At 43.7% G+C, this 15,125-nt stretch carries 17 protein-coding genes; 2 read left to right on the top strand and 15 right to left on the bottom strand.

The window, feature by feature from the left end; translation table 11 throughout:
• Position 1: 1 nt before the first annotated feature.
• The 6 genes from H532_RS0108010 to H532_RS0107985 form a co-directional block, all read right to left on the bottom strand.
• Entirely contained in the window at positions 2 to 397 is a 396-nt protein-coding gene (locus H532_RS0108010; RefSeq protein ID WP_245566435.1) for an EamA family transporter, read from the bottom strand.
• On the bottom strand, positions 381 to 1,055 hold the full coding sequence (locus H532_RS0108005) for a GNAT family N-acetyltransferase (protein WP_027725057.1): 675 nt from the start codon (positions 1,053 to 1,055) through the stop codon (positions 381 to 383). The genes H532_RS0108010 and H532_RS0108005 overlap by 17 nt, the downstream gene beginning before the upstream one ends.
• 4 nt (positions 1,056 to 1,059) lie before the next feature.
• Positions 1,060 to 2,085, bottom strand: coding sequence for a glycosyltransferase family 2 protein (locus tag H532_RS18270; protein ID WP_081412384.1), 1,026 nt, complete (start codon positions 2,083 to 2,085; stop codon positions 1,060 to 1,062).
• A gap of 23 nt (positions 2,086 to 2,108) precedes the next feature.
• Entirely contained in the window at positions 2,109 to 3,152 is a 1,044-nt protein-coding gene (rfbB, locus tag H532_RS18265; RefSeq protein ID WP_051263218.1) for a dTDP-glucose 4,6-dehydratase, read from the bottom strand.
• Positions 3,142 to 4,074 (bottom strand): glucose-1-phosphate thymidylyltransferase RfbA, encoded by a 933-nt coding sequence (rfbA, locus tag H532_RS0107990; protein ID WP_027725056.1) that lies wholly within the window; start codon positions 4,072 to 4,074, stop codon positions 3,142 to 3,144. The genes rfbB and rfbA overlap by 11 nt, the downstream gene beginning before the upstream one ends.
• Before the next feature lie 334 nt (positions 4,075 to 4,408).
• Entirely contained in the window at positions 4,409 to 5,707 is a 1,299-nt protein-coding gene (locus H532_RS0107985; RefSeq protein ID WP_027725055.1) for a VTT domain-containing protein, read from the bottom strand.
• Between the two features lie 159 nt (positions 5,708 to 5,866).
• Between H532_RS0107985 and H532_RS0107980 the strand changes: the two genes are divergently transcribed.
• Together H532_RS0107980 and H532_RS0107975 are read left to right on the top strand one after the other, a co-directional pair.
• On the top strand, positions 5,867 to 6,646 hold the full coding sequence (locus tag H532_RS0107980) for an undecaprenyl-diphosphate phosphatase (RefSeq protein WP_027725054.1): 780 nt from the start codon (positions 5,867 to 5,869) through the stop codon (positions 6,644 to 6,646).
• 43 nt (positions 6,647 to 6,689) lie between these two features.
• Complete coding sequence (locus tag H532_RS0107975) at positions 6,690 to 7,733, top strand: YkvI family membrane protein (RefSeq protein WP_027725053.1); 1,044 nt, start codon at positions 6,690 to 6,692, stop codon at positions 7,731 to 7,733.
• 25 nt (positions 7,734 to 7,758) lie between these two features.
• Here H532_RS0107975 and H532_RS0107970 read toward each other — a convergent pair whose 3' ends face one another.
• From H532_RS0107970 to H532_RS0107930, 9 genes are all read right to left on the bottom strand, one after another.
• Positions 7,759 to 9,240, bottom strand: coding sequence for an aldehyde dehydrogenase family protein (locus H532_RS0107970; protein ID WP_027725052.1), 1,482 nt, complete (start codon positions 9,238 to 9,240; stop codon positions 7,759 to 7,761).
• Positions 9,241 to 9,577: 337 nt separating this feature from the next.
• Positions 9,578 to 10,102, bottom strand: coding sequence for a thiol-disulfide oxidoreductase ResA (gene resA, locus H532_RS0107965; protein WP_027725051.1), 525 nt, complete (start codon positions 10,100 to 10,102; stop codon positions 9,578 to 9,580).
• Between the two features lie 225 nt (positions 10,103 to 10,327).
• Positions 10,328 to 10,453, bottom strand: coding sequence for a hypothetical protein (locus H532_RS20955; RefSeq protein WP_281169034.1), 126 nt, complete (start codon positions 10,451 to 10,453; stop codon positions 10,328 to 10,330).
• A gap of 323 nt (positions 10,454 to 10,776) precedes the next feature.
• Entirely contained in the window at positions 10,777 to 11,490 is a 714-nt protein-coding gene (locus tag H532_RS0107955; RefSeq protein WP_027725050.1) for a cytochrome c biogenesis CcdA family protein, read from the bottom strand.
• Between the two features lie 13 nt (positions 11,491 to 11,503).
• Positions 11,504 to 12,043: a thiol-disulfide oxidoreductase ResA gene (gene resA, locus H532_RS0107950; RefSeq protein WP_038111850.1), complete on the bottom strand. Its 540-nt coding sequence runs from the start codon at positions 12,041 to 12,043 to the stop codon at positions 11,504 to 11,506.
• Positions 12,044 to 12,160: 117 nt separating this feature from the next.
• Positions 12,161 to 13,099, bottom strand: a complete 939-nt coding sequence (locus H532_RS0107945; protein ID WP_027725048.1) for an alpha/beta hydrolase — start codon at positions 13,097 to 13,099, stop codon at positions 12,161 to 12,163.
• Positions 13,100 to 13,187: 88 nt separating this feature from the next.
• Complete coding sequence (locus H532_RS0107940) at positions 13,188 to 13,571, bottom strand: VOC family protein (protein WP_027725047.1); 384 nt, start codon at positions 13,569 to 13,571, stop codon at positions 13,188 to 13,190.
• Between the two features lie 67 nt (positions 13,572 to 13,638).
• Complete coding sequence (locus tag H532_RS18260; RefSeq protein WP_051263217.1) at positions 13,639 to 14,001, bottom strand: ArsR/SmtB family transcription factor; 363 nt, start codon at positions 13,999 to 14,001, stop codon at positions 13,639 to 13,641.
• Positions 14,002 to 14,424, bottom strand: coding sequence for an SRPBCC family protein (locus H532_RS0107930; protein WP_027725046.1), 423 nt, complete (start codon positions 14,422 to 14,424; stop codon positions 14,002 to 14,004).
• Positions 14,425 to 15,125 lie beyond the last annotated feature (701 nt).

Here is a 15,125-nt window from a genome sequence, read left to right as displayed (position 1 = left end):
CTTAATGGGATTGACTAGAAACAATCAGGCCCAAGATGACAAGAATTAGACCCGCCACTTTGGTCCAAGTGATCGTTTCATGAAAAAGGACGGCAGATAACAGAAAAACAAGAACAAACGACAAGCTCATAAAGGGATAGGCATAACTGAGCGGAAATTTCGACATGGCTAACATCCAAAAAAGCGAAGCGACAAACGCAGCCAATAGCCCTGATAAAATAAAAGGATCCGGCAAAGCTTTTAATAAATAAAGGAGTTTAGCCGTTGTATTTTCCGGCCAATTCGTCAGGCGGGCGATGCGCCATTTTAAAATAAGCTGGCCGTAAACCGTAAAACCGATCGTTCCGATTATGTAAATGTACCCCATTACCATCACCTTTTTACAGCTTGGGTGGATTGAATTTATGGTAAAGATCGACGGGATGGCGAAAAGAAAAGCCGATGGAACGATACAAATTCACAACAGCCAGATTCGCACTGGAAACCGAACTTCTCAGCTCCTCATAGCCTACATCAAACAAGGCCTGACAAGCGGCACTCCAAAAAAATTTCGCCAAACCCTTCCCTTGCCATGGATCGACCAAAGCATGAAGCAAAATCCGGTTTTCCTCACAGGCGAAGAAGCCGGCTGACTCGTCTTTAAACCATAACCCATAAATCACGCCTTTTTCGGCAATATCATCGATCCAGTAGATATAGCGGCGATCAGCCCGCTCATTCGGAATGTGAAAATCGCGATGAAAACGGTCATATTGAAAGACCCCTTGGCACATGCGTTTGGCGACCTCAGGTGCTAAGCCAGGGCGGGCTGTAATGTGTTCGTGAAAAACCGGTTTGAAAGACGTCCTTTTACAAAAGGGTTCAATCAACGTATCACAATAGTAAAACCCATACTCATGAAGCCACCGCTTGGAGGCCAGCGGAGGCACGCGGGCAGTAAAATGCCCTGGGACGCTTTCCGTGGCCATCAATGTTTCCAGGCTGATGTCGGTCAATTCGTAGGTTGATACCCCCAAGGCACGACTGTCCCAAGGCGTTTCGATCCATCCGTTCATGAAACTACTCCTTTTCGGTTCGGTGTTCGGACGGCTTTTCCTGATGATCGATGAAATATGGTCTAGACCTGCGTTCAATCAAAAATGGCTCGTACGAATCGAAACCGATCGCATCGCGGATGACATAAAGCGGTCGGTTTTTGACCTCATCAAAAATTTTCCCGATGTAAAGCCCCAAAATACCGAGATTTGCCATCAATAAGCCGCCCAAAAAGGCGAGAAACACCATCATGCTCGTCCAACCAGCAACGGGTTGAAACAAGAAAAAATATTTAAAAATCAAAAACAACCCATAAATCAATGAACCAAGAGCAACAATAAAACCAAACTTTATCGATAAACGAAGCGGTTTATTCGATTGTGAAACAATGCTGTCGGTCGCAAAACGGATTAACTTGGACCATGTATAACTGGATTTTCCGTCATAGCGCTCCGAATGATTAACATCAACTGTTGTCCAACGAAATCCGAGCCATTTAAGGAACAATGGATACGAGCGGCTCTTCTCACGCATGCGAATGACTTCGTTAATCACACGCCGATTGGCAATACTGAAGTTGGCGATCGCCGGATCAAAGTGACGATCAGTCAAGTAACCGTACACTTTGTAGAACATCTTTGATTGCCATTTCTTAAGCCTTGGATCCTTTCGCTCCGCGCGCCGGGCAAAAACGATGTCATACCCTTCGCTTGCTTTTTTATATAAACGGACGATCTCTTCCGGCTGATCCTGCAAGTCACAATCCATCACAACGACCCAATCACCAGCCGCTCGATCCAATCCGCAAGCAATCGCATAATGTTGACCGAAGTTTCGGGATAATTGCAGACCTTTCACCCTTGGATCCTTGACGGCCAATCGACAAATGATCTCCCACGACCTGTCGGGACTTGCATCATTGACAAAAATTACTTCAAATTGCCGTGAAATCTTTTCCAAAGCGGTTCTCAATCGGCCATAGAGTTCTTTTAAACACGTATCACATTGATAAACCGGTATTACGACAGAAATCATCGGACGATAGCGCATGCTCTCACCTTTCTTTTAGCGGTTCAACCGACATTTTCTTCAGGTCTAGCCGCTTTAAGGGAGGTATGTGCCATCCACTGAATCGTCTCCCTTAACCCGTCTTTTAAGTTTGTTCTCGGTTTAAATCCCAGCTCGTTCTCCAATTTGCTCGTATCTAAAGCGTAACGGCGATCGTGTCCGGGGCGGTCGGCTACATGCGTGATTAAATCCCGATAACGGCGAATCTTTCCGCTTTGAATCGGGAGCGGGCAAAAAACATCTAGCATATCACAAATCATCTCCGAAAGCGCCTGATTTTCTATCTCACAATGCCCGCCAATATTGTATTCTTCCCCCGCCATTCCGCGATGAAAAACAAGGTCAAGCGCTTCACAATGGTCGCGGACAAACAGCCAATCTCGGATTTGTCGTCCATCCCCGTAAATCGGGATTTCTTGAAGGGTGAAAGCTCGATGAATGATCGTTGGGATCAATTTTTCTTCGTGTTGTTTTGGACCGTAATTATTCGTGCAATGTGTGATGACCGTATTTAAACCATGCGTTTTATGGAAACTGCGAACGAGTAATGCCGCGCTCGCTTTGGAAGCGCTATAAGGATTATTGGGACGGTACGGTGATTGTTCCGTAAACGGAGCATCCCCGGGATTCAAAGTGCCGTAGACTTCATCGGTGGATATATGATGGAAGCGGTGGTTGTGCCGATCACGCTTCCAATGATTCAAAGCGGTCTTTAATAATTGATAAGTGCCTTGGATATTGGTCATTATAAAAGGGTCAGCATTCCGTATCGCCTGGTCAACATGGGATTCTGCCGCAAAGTGAATGATGTCTGTAATGTCATATTTCGTAAAAAGATGATCCAACAAATCGCCGTCACATATGTCTCCTTTAACGAACGTATAACCAGGACGCCCCTCCACCTCCGTTAAATGTTCTAAACGACCGGCATATGTCAATTTATCGAGGTTGATCACCTCATCATTGGGATGACGATCTAAATAGAATGAAATGAAATGGGAACCGATAAAGCCGGCCCCGCCAGTCACTAAGATGCGTTTACTCCGCATGTCTCATCCACCCCTCTAGATAGTGTTCATCAAATGGCTCCCAGTATTGCTGAATGTGTTTTCTCTTGGCGATATCGAGCAAATAATACCCGTAATCGTTCTTGTACTTTGCGGCATGGCGAAGCAACTGCTCTTTCGTGATCATTCCCGTGTAGTAGGCGATTTCTTCAAGGCAGGCTACTTTAAAGCCATGACGAACCTCAATCGTTTTCATAAATTCAGACGCTTCATGGAGGGATTCATGCGTACCAACATCCATCCAGACGAATCCGCGGCCGAGCAATTCCACAGATAACTTCCCTTTTTTCATGTAGATGCGATTTAAATCGGTGATCTCAAGCTCTCCGCGCGCAGATTTTTCTAGGCTTTTCACGTACTCCACCGCATGACAATCGTAAAAATACAAGCCGGTCACAGCAAAATCGGATTTCGGCTTTTTCGGCTTCTCCTCTAAGGAAAGCACCTTTTTACGTTCATCGAACTCAACAACGCCAAACCGTTCCGGATCCTTCACCCGGTAGCCAAAAACAGCTGCCCCATCCAAACGCTCGATTACCCGACGCAATAAACTCGTAAACCCTTGACCGTAAAAAATATTGTCTCCGAGTATTAAAGCGACTTGATCGCCGTTGATAAAGGATTCACCGATGAGAAGCGCTTCGGCAATCCCATTCGGCTCATTTTGAACTGCATAGCTCAAATTGAGTCCGATATCCGATCCGTCTCCGAGCAGTTTCTGAAAACGGCCGACATCTTCTGGAGTGGTGATTAACAGTATGTCCCGAATGCCTGCCAACATCAACACAGAGAGCGGATAATAGATCATTGGTTTTTGATAGACCGGTAACAAATGTTTATTATTAACCAAGGTCAACGGATATAAACGCGTCCCTTTTCCTCCTGCGAGTACAATCCCTTTCACTTTTACCGACTCCTTTATACGCGATTATTTAAATAGAATGTGCGATTTAAATGAAAAATATCCATCTCAAAAGGCATTAGCGAAGCATCTCCGTTTTTAAACCTGGATGAAGCATTCAAACTACAAAGAAACTTTTGGCGTTGGAAAGAAGAGTTTTCATAGGATGCTACTAAAGGCATAGAAAATGGTTGGTAACTTATAAAACAAAAAATACCTCGCCGAACACGGTGAGGTATTTTTTCATACTGGTAAGAAACTAGATGACATTTTTCAGGCCAACGATGGTTCTATCTTTTCCCATAAGACTTGCTTGAGCCAAGTATCTTTATGTTATTTAATTCCTGCGACGAACATTCCAGCGGATCAGTCTCCATATTTCTAAGATAAGGACCATAAAGCTTAGCCAGACGGCTCCGAACATATAGCCAGCGATGATGCCACTCGGCGGTTGAATACTGAAGAAAATGCCGCTAAGGCCGAGCACGCACAAAATCCATAATACGAGAATCAACATGAATAGTTTAAATAGGTGTCCTGCGACATGGCGGGAGATGATAAAGGCGCAAAACCCATAGACAATCACCGCCAAAATCAGTTCATCGTTCGGAAACGCCGGCACACCCGTAATCGTCCAATGAAATTCGCTACCGATCCAAGCGAATAGTTTTCGCATGCCTTCAATATAGGTAATTCCCCCAACGACAAGTATTGCGGAAATCCATATTTCCAAATCGCGATCAGCGCTTTTTAAACTGATAAAGATCAAAGTGCCCGCCATGACGGTCATAAGGGCATAAGGCGAAGCTAACATCAGCACATCATCCATGTAAAGCGCGTCGTTTTTGCTGAAAATCTTCCAGAAGACGAGAAGGAAGATCCGATTGAAATCACCGAAATCATGAGCAAAGTAATCTTGGATCAGCCCAACGGACACAGAGACGAAAACAATAAATAATACGACAACACTGGTAATTAACAGCTTTTGGCGAAACCGGATCTTATAACTTGAGTAAATCATTTTGGCCGACTTCACAATAAACCATTTGATGCTCTCTAAATGCCTTTTTACCAGATAAACGGCAACAGCTACCAGAACGATCAACGCAACGATGAGCACCATGTATTTTTTAATTGAACGTTCAATTAAATCATATTGTGGTCCAAGGAGATGGCCTAGCCCAATGAAGGAACCGGTCCAAATGAGGACGCCTATCCCGGAAAAAATGGAAAATCTGCGATATGTCATTCGTGAAATACCGGCAAAATAGCCAGAAAGATGACGAACTCCTGGAATAAAACAGGTAATGAGCAAAAATTGCGAGCCGTATCGGTGAAAAAGCCCTTCCATCCTCTTCAATCGCTCCGGCCCCATATGTATTTTTGCACCGTGTTTATTAAAAAACGGATAGCCCAACTTAAACCCAATCCAATAGGCAACGGACATGCCACAGAAACTGCCGAAGGCAGCACTTAAAACCGAAAGAATGACATTCATTTGATGTTGATAGGTTAAAAAACCGACATAACTCATCAACGGCTCCGTCGGAATGGGTAAGGCGATCAATTCGAGCATTAATGACAAAAACAAAATGACATAGCCATATTGATCCAACAGATGAATAATGTCGTCCATATGACACCTACTTTATGAAAGCCTTTGTCATTTTCATTATACCTTAATTTTCCTCCATAAATCGTTCCATCCCAAAAAAATCGGTCAAGCTTTAATAAGTGCCCAGGTAATGAAATATATATAGGACGAGGCATCTTATTGGGAGCGGAGGAAACGGACATGAACGGAATCGAATCATTTATACTCGGATTGTTGCAAGGAATCACTGAATTCTTGCCCATTTCCAGCAGCGGCCACCTTTACCTCGGCCGCCATCTCTTTGGCCTTGATGAGGCTGGTCTCTTTTTAGATACCATGCTGCACCTGGGCACTTTGATTGCGATCCTCACTTTCTATAAAAATGAACTGACATCCCTTCTTCGCCGACCGTTTAGCCGCCTGAGCGCGTTACTAGTTGTCGGTACAATTCCCGCCGTGGTTTTTGGTTTTTTGTTTAATGACTTTTTTGAAAAGATTGCTAAAACCGGCGTGACCGTCGGTTGGGAATTTTTATTCACTGGCTTACTTCTTTGGTTTAGCGAACATGTGAAAAACGGTCATAAAAAATTAGAACAAATCAGCTTGGGCGATGCCTTCTTTATTGGCTGTTTTCAGGCTTTGGCCATTTTCCCTGCGATCTCAAGGTCCGGGGCGACCATTGCTGCGAGTTTAATGAGGAAAATTAGCCCTGATACTGCCGCCTATTTTTCATTCCTGTTATCAGCACCTGCCGTGGCTGGCGCGGTCGTCTTACAAGGGGCGGACCTCATCCACGGAACAACGGAACAGGTGAGTTTCGTTCCCCTTCTGATCGCCACATTATCCGCTGCCCTTTTCGGTTACTTAGCCATTCAGTGGATGATCGATTTCGTGAAAAGGCGTTCGCTCAAACTTTTCGCCATCTATGTTTGGATTCTCGGTGGTCTCATTCTTATTTTGCAATGGACGGGAACTTTCTGATTTTGGTAGAAAATACTTTGGAATGGGAGAAGGTGGAACGGGGATGACACAAGCCACTCGGCAATCGTTACAAATTGCCGCTACCTTCGTCGGAACGGTCGTAGGTGCGGGGTTTGCGACGGGAAAGGAAATCGTGCAATTTTTTACCCAATACGGCGCTTGGGGGACGATTGGCATCTTCTTCAGCGGTCTCCTTTTTATATGGGCGGGAACAAAAATGATGCTGCTTGCGGCTAAAATCAAAGCCGGCTCATATAAGGATTTAAATGTCTATTTATTCGGTGAGACGGTCGGCCGTCTCTTTAACGGTTTTATCCTTATCGTCCTTATTGGTGTGACAGCCGTTATGTTGTCGGGCGCAGGAGCCGTCTTCCAGGAACAGCTCGGTTTTCCGCTGCAAGCCGGTTTGTTTTTAACCATCCTGCTTTGCTACGGCGCACTTAAAAACGGATTAAAAGGATTGATGGCCGTTAATGCCATGGTTGTTCCGCTCATGATTCTCTTTACTATGGGGGTCTGCATTTTACGTTTTCCGTTTATTCACTGGTCGATCTTGTTCCCGACTTACCCAATCGATCACCTTCCCTATCATTGGCTGATCAGCGCGTTTACTTACGTCTCCTTCAACCTCCTCACAGCTCAAGCCGTCCTTGTGCCTTTAGGCGGCGATCTTCGCCAAACCGTCGTCATCAAGCGGGGGGGACTACTCGGCGGAGTTCTCCTTGCCATTTTGCTTCTTTTCAGTCATACCGCCTTAGCCGGAGCTCCTTTTACCTTGAGCGTCCAAATTCCGATGGCCGAATTGATTAAAGCTTTGGGCACAGTCGTTCACTTGCTTTATATTTTAGTAATTTTCGGGGAAATCTTTACCACCTTTATTGGCAACATTTTCGGGCTTAAGCGCCATCTTGGACAGCTTTTTCACATAAAAGAGGCGATACTTATGGCGGGGTTACTCGGGGGGGTTTATGTCATCAGTCAAATCGGCTATGGCCCGCTCATCACCCATCTGTATCCTTTATTCGGCTATCTTGGCCTATTGTTCATGTTTTTCGTCATGATTAAAGGGACGAGAATTCTCTCCTAGGAATTCCCGTCCCCTTTTAGTTTGTTTAGCCTAAATTGATCCAAACACTCTTAACTTCAGTATAGTTATTCAGCGCGTAAGACCCCATTTCGCGACCGATTCCGGACGCTTTATAACCGCCGAAGGGACTTGCTGCGTCAAAGACGTTATAACAGTTTACCCAGACCGTTCCGGCTTTTAATTTGCTCGCTACATAGTGGGCATTTTTCACATTTTCTGTCCAAAGTCCAGCGGCCAAGCCATATTCGGAGTTATTCGCGCGGGCGATGACTTCATCTAAGTCTTCAAACGGCATCGCACAAACAACGGGACCGAAAATTTCCTCTTTGGCAATGGTCATGTCATCACTGACATCGGCAAAAACGGTCGGTTCCACAAAATAGCCTCTTTCGGAATACGTGCCACCCGTCAGAAGCTCGGCCCCTTCGGATTTGCCTTTCTCGATATAATTGACGACACGGTCTTGTTGTTCTTTGGATACAAGCGGACCCATTTCCGTTTCCGGATTCAAGCCTTCACCTTGTTTAATTTTTTTGGAGTAGGTGACTAAATCCGAGACGACATTGTCGAACGCCTTTTTCTGAACAAAGAGGCGGCTTCCTGCGCAGCACACTTGCCCTTGGTTAAACATGATGCCAGAGACCGCTCCCGGAATGGCTCGGGACATATCCGCATCAGGCAATATAATGTTTGGTGACTTGCCGCCAAGTTCGAGCGTCACCCGTTTTAAGGTGCGGCTTGCTTGTTCCATGATTTGTTTACCGACTTCGGTCGAACCAGTAAATGCGATTTTATCGACTTTCGGATGTCTGACAAGCGGGGCTCCTGCCGTTTCGCCAAAACCTGGAATGACATTAATGACACCTTCAGGGAACCCGGCCTCTTCAGCAAGACCTGCAAGGTACAAGGCTGAAAGCGGCGTTTGCTCGGCCGGTTTCAGAACGACGGTGCATCCCATTGCTAGGGCAGCCCCTAACTTCCATGCCGCCATGAGTAATGGGAAATTCCATGGAATGATTTGCCCCACCACGCCGACTGGCTCATGACGCGTATAGTTAAAATACTTACCGGCTACAGGAATCGTCTGCCCGGTGACCTTGGTCGCCCAACCAGCATAATAGCGGAAGTGCTCAATGGCCAGAGGCACGTCGGCATGCCTCGATTCACGAATCGGCTTGCCGTTATCGAGACTTTCCAATTGTGCTAACTCTTCACTATGGGCTTCCATCAGGTCAGCCAATTTGTAAATCAATCGGCTTCTTGAGGCAGCGCTCATTTTGGACCACGGGCCTTCGTCAAAAGCTTTGCGGGCTGCTTCTACTGCGCGGTTGACATCCTCTTCCCCAGCTTCGTAAACGGTTGCCAACACTTCACCGGTTGCCGGGTTTAACGTATCAAACGTTTTTCCGGATGCTGATTCCACCCATTTTCCGCCAATATAGAGCTTTTTCGTCCCAACCAAAAAGTCCGCAAGACGACGACTGATCTCAAGCGTGTTTTGTTCCAAGAAAATCCCTCCTCAATATAAATTTATTAAAGACTTCGCTCCTTCTTTATGAAAACCCTTTCATTTCTAAGGAAAATCTTCCGACAAAAATTGAGCCTGCTTTCTAAAAAGCAGGTTGATAGAAGCAAAGAATATGAGGTAAGGGATTTTTCGCATATGGACCCTAAAAAGGGATTCTATGACGTTGTACAAGGGTCTTCCCGTTGATTTGATTCACGTTTTCCGTTTGCGTGGCTTTACCTTTTAACACGGCTCGATATGTAACGTCCTTCGCTTTTTGGCGTGCTCTGCCCCGCCCTCCTTTTTTCAAAACAAATTGGGTGGTACTTTTTCGTTTTTAGGGTTGGATAAGCTTCATATTGTCTAATACTTCATCAACGCTTGCCATTGGACGCGTCAGAATTTTGACGATCTTACCGTTTTTATCAATTAAAAAAGTTGTTGGGATCGGCACAACTTTATAATTGTCCGTGACAAAACCATTAGTATCAAGTAAAACGGGAAAGGACAATTGGTTATGATCGACAAAATTTTGGACGACAAGCTTCGTTTCGCGAATATTAACAGCGAGAACCTCCACACCATCCACTTTTTTCTTATAAGCCTCATTTATAAACGGCATTTCTTCCTTGCAAGGATCACACCAGGAACCCCAGAAGTTCAACATAACGCCTTTGCCGCGGAGATCTTTCAAATGAACCGTCCGGCCTTGCAGATCTTTTAAGGCAAAATCCGGCGCCGTATCACCTTCGGCCAAAGCATCCTTGGAATGAAGCACCTGGAACAGCGTATACCCGACAGCAGCAATGATCATTATCAAAATAACAGTACGCACAACCAAGCGTAATTTGCGGTTTTTCATAACTGTCCACCACCTCAATGAGCACTACCCTCATTATACAAGGACATTCCCCTTTTTGTACAAGTGCTTTATTTCAAACAATTATCATTTCATATTGCCTATCGAAACGAATGATTGAAAACTTGTCCCGAATTTTATTTATACAATTTTGAATAGTCTCTGCCCTGCGGTAAATTAGTCATTCCATATAAGGAAAAAAGCGGCATAACGCCGCTTAGGATTCCTTTAATATTCAATTTCTTCATAATCCTTGGGTTGTGCCGGGGGATGCTGCGGGCGACCTAAAGTTTTATCAAAATGCCGGTCATTGTTCTTGGGCTTGTCGTCATTTCGCTTATTGTTATCATCCATCTTTTAACCCTCCTTATTGGTAGGGTGTGATGGATCAGAGATTTTTATGTACCGATCATTTTTATACAACCAATTTATTGATTTTTTAGAAAAATATTTTACAATTGTAGTAAAAAGCAAAAGGAGGGGACGAAAATAGATAAATTATTTTCTTTTCTAGAGATTTTTTTAATAAATTTCTTGCCTGGTTTTATTTTGAGTTATTGAATATTTGACGTTTTAACAAATTGGCATCATCTTTTTGTTGAACTTTCTTCCCTTGCATTTGTTTTCGCAATGACTAAAGCAGTCTTAAAAACATTCTTTCGCAAGAGATTCAACAATTAAAAACCGGTAAACCCGCCGAACACTTTGTTAACCAGAAAAGATGTCAAAAGCGTCATCCAATCAAAGAAAAGCATCACACCCATGATAATCATAACGATACCGCCGATTTTCATCATCCATTCATTGTGACGACGAATCCAACTTAATTTGCCAATGAAAAAGCCTAAAATAACAAACGGCAACGCAAAACCAAGGATATAGGCGATCATATAAAACAAGCCCTGTCCCGGGGCAGTGACGCTTAAGGCGATGACTGAGGCTAAGATAGGCCCCGTGCATGGCATCCAACCCGCAGCATAACCCAACCCGATGACAAATGAGCCGATATAGCCTGTAGGCCGGTTTCGCAAAGTGATGCGCCTTTCTTTCATAAGAAATCCCGGTTTAAAAATGCCTAAGACGACACAGCCGAAAAAAACGATGAGAATGGCGCCGATGCGTCTTAAAAGATCATTGTATTCGGTAAACCATTCCCCTATGATTGAGGCACTAAAACCCAATGAAATAAAGATGATCGAAAAGCCAAGCAAGAAAAAAACGGTATGGAGCATCGCTCGCCGGCTGAGCATGGCGTTTTGCTCTTTGAATTCATCAACGGAAATGCCTGTTATATATGATAAAAATCCGGGATATACGGGTAACGTGCAGGGTGATAGAAATGAAAGCAGTCCAGCCGCAAACGCTAAAAATAAATTCACATTCGATACCAAGCCATCCCCTCCTTTAAGGTGTAACCAGTGTTAAATTTTTTATCACATCATCCACGGAAGTCATCGGGCCTTTAATGGTTTTGACGACGATGCCGTTTTGATCAATTAAAAAAGTTGAAGGAATGTTATCGACATGGTAAGCATCGGTCACTTTGCCGTTTCTGTCCAATACCGTCGTTAAACCGATATGATAGCGCTTGTAAAAATTCCGGACATCGCGAGGCGTATCCCTTATATCTACGGCAATGATCTTGACGCCTTTTATTTTTTTCAGATCTGCCGCGTTGATCGCGGGCATTTCTTTTTTACAAGGGTCGCACCATGTGCCCCAAAAGTTCAATAGGACACCTTGTCCGCGGTAATCCGACAATTTCAGCACTTGTCCATCCAAAGTTTTCAGTGTAAAATCGGGAGCTTTTTCACCGACACTTATCGTCGTTTTATCTTGTATCACTTTATAAATCGTAAAAATGAGAGCAGCAAGTAAAACGAACACAACTATGATTTTAATAAATAACTTTAACCGTCGCGAACTGATATACTGTTCATTCATCAAGGTAACCTCCGAGCGGACATCTCCTTTCATTATATACGACTTTTTACGAGTTTTTTATGTGTTTCATACGAAAAGAAAAAATAGTTATAAAAATTTATCTCAAAAAGTGGACGCTCAAGACAAAGTTTTATTGATATGTTCATCGATCCATTGCACGATATCGCGCATGACTTCCATACGGTTCGTTTCGTTCAGCAGCTCATGGCGCCCTCCTTCATAAAGCTTGCAGGTAACATCCGTCATTCCGACCTTTTTAAAGTTTCGATACACCTGCTTCACCCCCCTGCCATTGGCACCGACCGGATCCTGATCGCCTGAGATAAACAAAACCGGCAAATCCTTCGGCATCCGGTTTAACCATTCAGGACGGTCAAGTTCCTTTAGTCCTTTAATTAAATCTGCATAAAAAGTCGTGGACGCTAGAAAACCGCAATCGGGGTCTTGAATGTATTGGTCCACTTCACTTGGATCTCGGCTCAGCCAATCAAAAGGTGTACGAGCCGGCTTAAAGGCTTTGTTGTATCTGCCAAATATTAACTTATTCATTAGGTTGCTCTTTGCCCGTTTCCCTTTTTTACGAATCTCCCGCTTAGCCACTAGTAACCCAAGTGAACCCGCAAATCCCGGATTTCCACCCGTTCCCGATAAAATCAAGGCAGAGATACTGTTGCCGTACAGTTGAGCATAACGCCTTGAAAGAAAGGATCCGAGACTGTGTCCAAACAAAATGGTCGGGAGTTTCGGAAGGCGGCTTCTTATGACATCATTCAATTGTTTCATGTCGCCGATTGCGATATCCCAGCCGTTTTGATCCGCAAAATGTCCCCTTTCATCCTTCGATTTGGCTGTTTTTCCGTGTCCGCGGTGGTCATTGGCAAACACCGCTAATCCTTCCTTTGTTAGCGCTTCGGCAAACCGTTGATAACGAAGTCCATGTTCAACCATTCCGTGCGCTATTTGTACCACGCCCCATGGGTCTTTTTCCGGCAGCCACTCATAGACATGAACTTCCACTCCATCCGGTGCCTGCATGGTCCACTGTTCCGAACGCAAGTCACCCACCCCCCTATTCCGCTTTTTTTCATTTCAATCCTAAGTTTTTTTATTACTACTTAACTAACCTGTCCTCTAACACGTTTAATTAATTTTCCTTTTTACAAACTATATGAATGGGATTGCCATCTGGGTCTTGGACGTAACCAGCTCTTAAATTCAAAAAATCGTGAGGCTGTGACACCACCGTTACACCATTTTCAGAAAGATATTTTATCGCAAGATCCGCATCCTCTGTCCAAAGAACTATTTCACAACCTTCATTTTTACCCGGATTTAAGCCATGAACCTTTCTAGCCGAATCCTTGGTTGCTATACCTAAAACAAAACCATCCAGTACAAGTTCGTGATGTGTTGCCTCACCATCAATTTCTGCAGTAAACTTTAGTTTAAAGCCAAGTTTTTCGTAAAACTTTCTTGATTCATCCAAATTCTCCACATAAAGATTAATTTGTGGTGTCATAAATTTCATAAACATGCCTCCCAAAAAAATTCTTATTCAAACTTTTGTAAAGTAAGTCATGCCATTTCATTTCAAATCATTCTGTGTGATTTTGCTTCGTTTGTTCTGCGGCTTGTTTCAACCGAATAAGATTCTTACTCCAATATTTTTCATACTTTTTTATCCATGGCTCTAGGACACTCCAAATCACTTCCGGATTCAAACTGTAAAATTGTTCTCTTCCGCGTTTTTTTGAATACACGAGTTTTAATTTACGTAATTGCATCAAGTGTTTTGAAATACCTGAGCGGACCAAGTTAGGAAAGTGTTCACTTATTTGAGTGACTGTCAATTCGCCATGTTCCGCCAAGAGATCCAAAATAGCGCGACGTGTGTTGTCTCCGATAGTTTGGAAAAAGGCTTTTTCATCTAGTTTGTAGGATTTGTCATGTGGGTCCAACTAACCTTCAGCTCTTTCTTTCAAATTCTCAAGTAAATGGTGACGTGTCCACCCTTTCTGATACTCATTATAAGTCCTCTCCCAATCACTTTTTCCGATCATTTCGAACCCAGTATGAGAGACATGAACCTTAACGCCATCGGAAATTTCTTCAAGCATAAACGTTACTTTCGTTGGATTAACCCAATCGGACCCTAATTCAAACCACGAAAGAGAAAGTAATTTCATTGGTATCATTTCTATTACCTCTCCACAGATCACCTGATTCTCATCTGGATCCTGTACGCGATACTTTCCACCCACCCGTGTGTCAATCTCCATATTGGAATGGATCCATTGACGCATGCCTTCCTGTGTCGAGATGAGTTTCCATACTTCTGATAAACTCGCTTTGATTTCAATCGAGCGTTCAACTTTTTTCATAAATCCCTCCAAGTGTTACTTTATTATTTGTGTTACTTGCCAGTAACATATCAGAAAAATTATAAATTATCAAGCCATTCAAATGAATTTTTTAAAGAATCCCTTAAGAGACAATGTTTTTATAATAAGGAATCGGTATTTCCCACCCGTAACGTCGCTTGGTTGGTTCGGAACACCTCTTCACTTGCGTGTTCCTCAGTGCCGTCTACTCGACGATGTCTTGCTTGAGTGCTCTACCAAGCTGAGTTCGTTCAGTTCCCTTCAAGGAACGAGGAAAAACCGGGCACCCACCCAGTTTTTTTAAGAAATGGCCGAGACCAATGGAAGAAGTGGAAGTCCATTATATTTTTTCTCGGTATGTCTTATCTAACGGTATTTTCGCCAACCGTAAGCTAAAATGTTCGATCGACTTGCCATTAACGACTTTTTGGAGCTATATTTCTATACGAAACAGGCGATTGAAGGCCGTTTTCGTCAAAAGCATAACATTTTGACCTTTTCGATCGGCCGTTTTGATACGCAATCGGAAAAAGCATATCATTTCCGCGCACAAACAGCCTTGAAATGATATGCAATCCGCTGAATTGGAATTTTTTAGTCGGCGTTTTTACCCCTTTTCGCCAAAAGCGTATCATTTTGACCTTTTCGATCGGCTGTTTTGATAAGCAATCGGAAAAAGCATATTATTTCCGTACACGAAC

The organism is Tuberibacillus calidus DSM 17572, from assembly GCF_000430685.1.
GTDB classification, from domain to species: domain Bacteria; phylum Bacillota; class Bacilli; order Bacillales; family Sporolactobacillaceae; genus Tuberibacillus; species Tuberibacillus calidus.
The sequence above is the reverse complement of the archived record's forward strand: the minus strand, read 5'-3'. Positions and strand labels throughout refer to the sequence as shown.

Excerpts from the sequence above, each read along its gene's own strand:
- H532_RS0108005 (WP_027725057.1), bottom strand. The coding sequence starts at position 1,055 with ATGAACGGATGGATCGAAACGCCTTGGGACAGTCGTGCCTTGGGGGTA.
- H532_RS18270 (WP_081412384.1), bottom strand. The coding sequence starts at position 2,085 with ATGCGCTATCGTCCGATGATTTCTGTCGTAATACCGGTTTATCAATGT.
- rfbB (WP_051263218.1), bottom strand. The coding sequence starts at position 3,152 with ATGCGGAGTAAACGCATCTTAGTGACTGGCGGGGCCGGCTTTATCGGT.
- H532_RS0107985 (WP_027725055.1), bottom strand. The coding sequence starts at position 5,707 with ATGGACGACATTATTCATCTGTTGGATCAATATGGCTATGTCATTTTG.
- H532_RS0107980 (WP_027725054.1), top strand. The coding sequence starts at position 5,867 with ATGAACGGAATCGAATCATTTATACTCGGATTGTTGCAAGGAATCACT.
- H532_RS0107975 (WP_027725053.1), top strand. The coding sequence starts at position 6,690 with ATGACACAAGCCACTCGGCAATCGTTACAAATTGCCGCTACCTTCGTC.
- resA (WP_027725051.1), bottom strand. The coding sequence starts at position 10,102 with ATGAAAAACCGCAAATTACGCTTGGTTGTGCGTACTGTTATTTTGATA.
- H532_RS20955 (WP_281169034.1), bottom strand. The coding sequence starts at position 10,453 with ATGGATGATAACAATAAGCGAAATGACGACAAGCCCAAGAACAATGAC.
- resA (WP_038111850.1), bottom strand. The coding sequence starts at position 12,043 with ATGAATGAACAGTATATCAGTTCGCGACGGTTAAAGTTATTTATTAAA.
- H532_RS0107940 (WP_027725047.1), bottom strand. The coding sequence starts at position 13,571 with ATGAAATTTATGACACCACAAATTAATCTTTATGTGGAGAATTTGGAT.
- H532_RS0107930 (WP_027725046.1), bottom strand. The coding sequence starts at position 14,424 with ATGAAAAAAGTTGAACGCTCGATTGAAATCAAAGCGAGTTTATCAGAA.